This window comes from bacterium (assembly GCA_027622355.1).
In the GTDB taxonomy this organism is placed as follows: Bacteria; UBA8248; UBA8248; order UBA8248; family UBA8248; genus JAQBZT01.
Map to the genome: position 1 here is coordinate 1 of JAQBZT010000235.1, position 4,647 is coordinate 4,647.

5 protein-coding genes are annotated in these 4,647 nt (G+C 62.6%); all 5 read right to left on the bottom strand.

The window, feature by feature from the left end:
* Positions 1 to 131: 131 nt before the first annotated feature.
* Entirely contained in the window at positions 132 to 551 is a 420-nt protein-coding gene (locus O2807_12240) for a response regulator (GenBank protein MDA1001268.1), read from the bottom strand.
* A gap of 198 nt (positions 552 to 749) precedes the next feature.
* Entirely contained in the window at positions 750 to 1,436 is a 687-nt protein-coding gene (locus O2807_12245) for a hypothetical protein (GenBank protein MDA1001269.1), read from the bottom strand.
* A gap of 42 nt (positions 1,437 to 1,478) precedes the next feature.
* Positions 1,479 to 3,011 carry a 2,3-bisphosphoglycerate-independent phosphoglycerate mutase gene (gene gpmI, locus O2807_12250; GenBank protein MDA1001270.1) on the bottom strand — a complete coding sequence of 511 codons (1,533 nt, stop codon included), beginning with the start codon at positions 3,009 to 3,011 and terminating at the stop codon, positions 1,479 to 1,481.
* A 74-nt stretch (positions 3,012 to 3,085) separates the two neighbouring features.
* The gene (locus tag O2807_12255; protein MDA1001271.1) at positions 3,086 to 3,970 is read right to left on the bottom strand and encodes a hypothetical protein; all 885 of its coding nucleotides are present in this window, start codon (positions 3,968 to 3,970) and stop codon (positions 3,086 to 3,088) included.
* An 80-nt stretch (positions 3,971 to 4,050) separates the two neighbouring features.
* Positions 4,051 to 4,647, bottom strand: a 597-nt coding sequence (locus tag O2807_12260) for a zinc-binding dehydrogenase (protein MDA1001272.1), incomplete at its 5' end; no start/stop codon positions are given.

Sequence of the window (4,647 nt, forward strand, 5' to 3'; positions counted from 1 at the left end):
AAAAAGTCGGTTCAGGATGCGCCGGATCATGGGCGAATCATTCCAGGAAAGCGGAGAGAAACCGGGAAAACAACCATCGGCTTCATTATGACAGGGGAATTTCGGGGTGCAACGGCCGCCTCGCGGGAGGGCTATACCTTGATCCGGAAAGGATCTCCCTCATCAGGCGAGGACGGGGTGATTCCGAGGGCGGCGCGCATCTTTTCCTCAAGGGTGCTCGGGGAGAAAGGAATGGCGACGAAACCATTCACGCCCGCCTCGGAGGCCGCGAGAATTTCCTCGCGCGTTGGTGCGGAAAGAAGGAGCAGGATTTTGAGCTCCGCCCCGAGAACCTCGCGGATCTCCTTGACGGTTTCAAGGGCGCCGGCGGCTCCTGAATCGAGAATCAATAGCTGCCAGCGGTTTTTTTCCTTTTGCAGCGTTTGAAGCGCTTCTCTCGATGAGCGAACCGGCTGGAAGATTTCCAGGCCCAGCAGGCGGAGCGAGTCGCGGACCAGCTTTCGGGTCAGGTCTTTATCGGATGCGATCAGGACATTCGGAGGCCAGGGCATGCCGGTTCATTCCTCTTTCCCCCCAGAAAGTGTGTGGGCGTTTTTTCTCGGGTCCGCTTCCCCAAGCCGGTGGAGGAACCGCCGGCGAACGGTGATGAATTGAAAAAAATTTTGCCACAAACGCGGAAAAAAAACGAATTAAAATAATACAAGAAACGGGCGGTGGATTTTCAGGGCAGGGGAGCAGCCGGTACCCGGTCAGTCATCCGGGTGAAGGCGCGGCGCATCCTCCGGTCCCCAGAAGAAGGGATCGAGCAGGTAGCCCGCCCGCGGGATCTTGGCCGCGGCCGGAAGCCCCTGCGCCGCCTTGAGGCGCTGGATGGTGCGCAGGTGGGTGAGTGCTTCCCAGTAGAGGGTGCGGATCATGGCGGCGAGGGTGAAGGTGAAAGATGTTTCGTCTTCGGGGTCCTGCGTCAGGCCGTCCGGGTGGAAGGTCGAGATATAGCTCCAGTAGGCGTACACCTTCAGGTCGGTCTCGCCCATCTTGAGATCGGAGCCGAAGGTGCGGGTGATGGTGAGACGGTTCATCTCCTCTTCGCTTTTTCCCTCGGCGGCCCGCTTGACGAGAGAAAAGGCTTCCTCGAGTTTCGGCCAGAGGTCCTCCATTTTCCAGTATTTTTCCTCATCCAGCCGGCGGTCGTAGGCGGCGGCCTTCTTGAAATCCACAGGGTCTTCGGGCCGATTGTCCGGCCAGAGGGTTTTCCCCCACCCTTTTACGATCCAGAAGAAAAGGGCCAGCGCCACATGGCTGATCTGTCGCCGGACGCTCCAGGAGGACCATTCCTCGGCGCGATCCTCCCAGTCGAGTTGGGCGTCGGTGAGGCCTTCGGTTTCCTGGCGGAACATCTCGAGGAGCGCATCGAAATCGGCGGGGGTGTAAATCATCTTGTCCTCTGTCGGTGAAGGGGCCCGGTCCGCGGAGGCATGCTAGCCCATGCGCAGATCCTTACCCGTCATCTCGGGGGGCGGCGCGGCGCCCATCATCCCGAGCAGGGTCGGCGCCACATCGCAAAGCGCGCCGCCCCCGCGGAGTTTTCCGCTGAAGCGGGGGTCCACGATGATGCAGGGGGTGTCGTTCAGGGTGTGGGCGGTGTGGGGACAATTGTTTTCCGCATCCCACATCTGCTCGCAGTTTCCATGATCGGCGGTGATGAGCGCCGCGCCGCCGGCGGCATCGAGGGCCTCCAGCACGCGGCCCAGGCAGGCGTCCACGGTTTCGACCGCGCGAATCGCGGCCGCCTCCACCCCGGTATGGCCCACCATGTCGGGGTTCGCGTAGTTCAAGACGATGGCGTCGCTCTCCCCCGCGCGGATGGCCCCGATGATGGTCTCGGTGACCTCCCCGGCGCTCATCTCGGGCTGGAGATCATAGGTGGCCACCTTCGGGGAGGGCACGAGGGCGCGGCGCTCCCCGGGGGGCGGTGCCTCCACCCCGCCGTTGAAAAAGTAAGTGACGTGCGGGTACTTCTCCGTTTCCGCGACACGCAGGCAGGTTTTTCCGGCGGCCGCCAGGGCATGGCAAAAGAGCCCCTCCATCGCGACGGGGGGAAAGGCGACGGGAAGGCGGAAGGTTTCATCGTACTCTGTCATGCAGACATAGTGGGTTTTCGGTGTCCGCTTCCGGGGAAAGCCCTCGAAATTTTCATCCGTCAGGGCGCGGGTGATCTGGCGGACGCGATCGGCCCGGAAGTTGAAGCAGATGACCGCATCCCCCTCCTCGATACGGGCGATCGGCTTCCCTCCCGCCTCGATGACGCGGGGTTCGATGAACTCGTCCGTCACGTCCGCATCGTAGGAGGCGCGGACCGCCGAGAGCGGATCGGGGGCAGCGGGCCCTTCGCCGTCCGCGATCGCCCGGTAGGCCCGCTCGATGCGCTCCCATCTTTTGTCGCGGTCCATCGCATAGTAGCGCCCCGAGACGGTGGCGACGCGGGCGCCGCCCGCGCGGTCCAGATCGGCGGCGAATTTTTCCAGATAGGCGAGGCCGCTGCGCGGAGGCGTATCGCGCCCATCCATCAGGGCGTGGGCGAAGATTCGCCGGGCGCCCAAGCTTCGGGCGAGGCGGACGAGGGCGACGGCGTGATCCTGGTGGCTATGGACCCCGCCGTCGGAGACCAGGCCGAAAATATGGAGTGCCCCTCCCGCTTTCGCCGCGGCGCGCATGGCCCCCTGAAGCGCCGGTATCTTCCCGAAACTTCCGTCTTCGATGGCTTGATCGATCCGCACGATGTTCTGGTTGACGATCCGCCCCGCCCCGAGGTTCAGGTGTCCCACCTCGGAGTTTCCCATCTGGACGTCGGGGAGTCCGACGGCGCGGCCGCAGGTGCGCAGCCGGGTATGGGGGCGGCGCTCGATGAGAGAATCAAAAGTCGGCGTGCGGGCCAGGGCGATTGCGTTGTGGTCGGTCTCTTCGCGCAGGCCCCAGCCATCGAGAATGATGAGCATCACGGGTCGGGGAATCGGCAATTTCTCTCCCTTGAAACATCAGGCCCGCATGTTTCCGAAACACTGCGCTCTTTCGACAGGGCTCGGCTTCACGGGGCGTTGGAGCTGCGGACGAACTCAAAACGCTTTTTATCCCAGATCCATTTTTCCGTGAAGTGGGTACTCTGAAGGAGTTGTTCTTTTTGTTTTTTCTTGTCTTTCGAGGAAAGCATGGACTCCCTGAGTTCCCTTTTTCCCTCCAGGACGATGGTGACCGGGCTCCCCGTCTTTTCGAAGAGGAAACGCATTTTGCCGTGCAGCGTTTCCCGGCGCTGGAGGGTCTGTTTTTTCCCGCCGTTTTGCACGACGATCGGCCAGGTGAACTCCTCGCGGAGGCGGGCGAACCAGATCATCTCGAATTTGCGGTTTTTTTTCGGTTTCAGAACACGGACCGAAAGGGTGTTGACGGATTTGTCGAGGCCTTCGCGGGTGAAGATGATGAGTTCGTTGCTTCCGTCTCCGGTGATGTCGGTGAGTTGATAGGTGACCGCCTTTCCCTGGCTGATGTCACTGTAGACGGAAAGCGGCGCCCTGCCGCGCTTGGCGTCGTCAACGAGGCAAAAAGTGATGTAGTGCACTTCCTCGGGGTCGGACTGGAGAATGATGAGAGTTTCCTCTTCCGGGTCGTCATCCATGTTCAGGGGGATGAAGTCGACGGAGAAGGTGTAGTTTTCCAGGTGCCCGGAAGAGAGATACCAGGGCCACTCGGAGTTGCGCGCCGTGCAGTATTCCAGCGCCTTCAACTGGCGCTCGCGGGAGGAGGAAAACAGCTTCCGCGAGATCAGCCAGTCCTCGGGGCGGTGCAGCCTTCGCAGATGGGCGGTCAGGCGCGAGATGCGGCGCTCTTCGAGCGTTTGGGCGGATGTGTGCACGGAAAGAAGCAGGGGCAGCAGGAGCCCGAGCCCCAGAGCGCACGCGCGGAGAAATTTCCCCATCTTCCCGATCCCTTTGCTTCTCGCTACGTGTGTTCTGAAATGGATAGGTGCCGACAAGATATCCGGCTTTTGGGGGGTTATCAAGGTTCAATTAAGATATTGAGAATTCCCTTTTCCTTTGCCTTATCAATGGCCTCGACGCCGCCGGCGAGGGAGAAGCGCCCGTCAATGAGGGGGCGGGTGCGGAGCCTGCCGCCGGCGAGCGTCTCCAGGGCCGGGGGAAAGGGGCCGCACCGCGAGCCCACCAGGCCGATCTCGTCGATGACCAGCGGGGCGAGGTTGAGGAGGGTGGCGCCGGCCACCGTGCTTTTGAGCACCAGCGTGCCCAGGGGGCGCACGAGCCGGCAGGCGGTTTCGAATCCCTCGGCCGAGCCGGTGGCCTCCACCACGGCGGGCCATCTTTCTCCCGCCCCGGGGCGGGCGGCCTGCGGATCGGTGAAGGTGGGGATGCCGAGGCCATCGAGGCGCGCCATCTTCTCCGGGTGCCGGCCGAGGAGGGAGACGCGCGCCCCCGCGAGTTTGAGAACCTGGGCCTGGAGCAGGCCGAGGCGGCCGTCCCCGATGACGAGCACTTCCGCCTCCGCCAGTTCGGGTCTTTGCTCGAGCACTTCGTAGCAGGCGGCGATGGGTTCGCAGAAGACGGCGTCATCGTCGGAAACGTTTTCGGGGATTTCGTG

What these genes read in the sequence shown, in the direction of transcription:
- O2807_12245 (MDA1001269.1), bottom strand. Translation starts at nt 1,436, where the DNA reads ATGATTTACACCCCCGCCGATTTCGATGCGCTCCTCGAGATGTTCCGC.
- O2807_12240 (MDA1001268.1), bottom strand. Translation starts at nt 551, where the DNA reads ATGCCCTGGCCTCCGAATGTCCTGATCGCATCCGATAAAGACCTGACC.
- O2807_12255 (MDA1001271.1), bottom strand. Translation starts at nt 3,970, where the DNA reads ATGGGGAAATTTCTCCGCGCGTGCGCTCTGGGGCTCGGGCTCCTGCTG.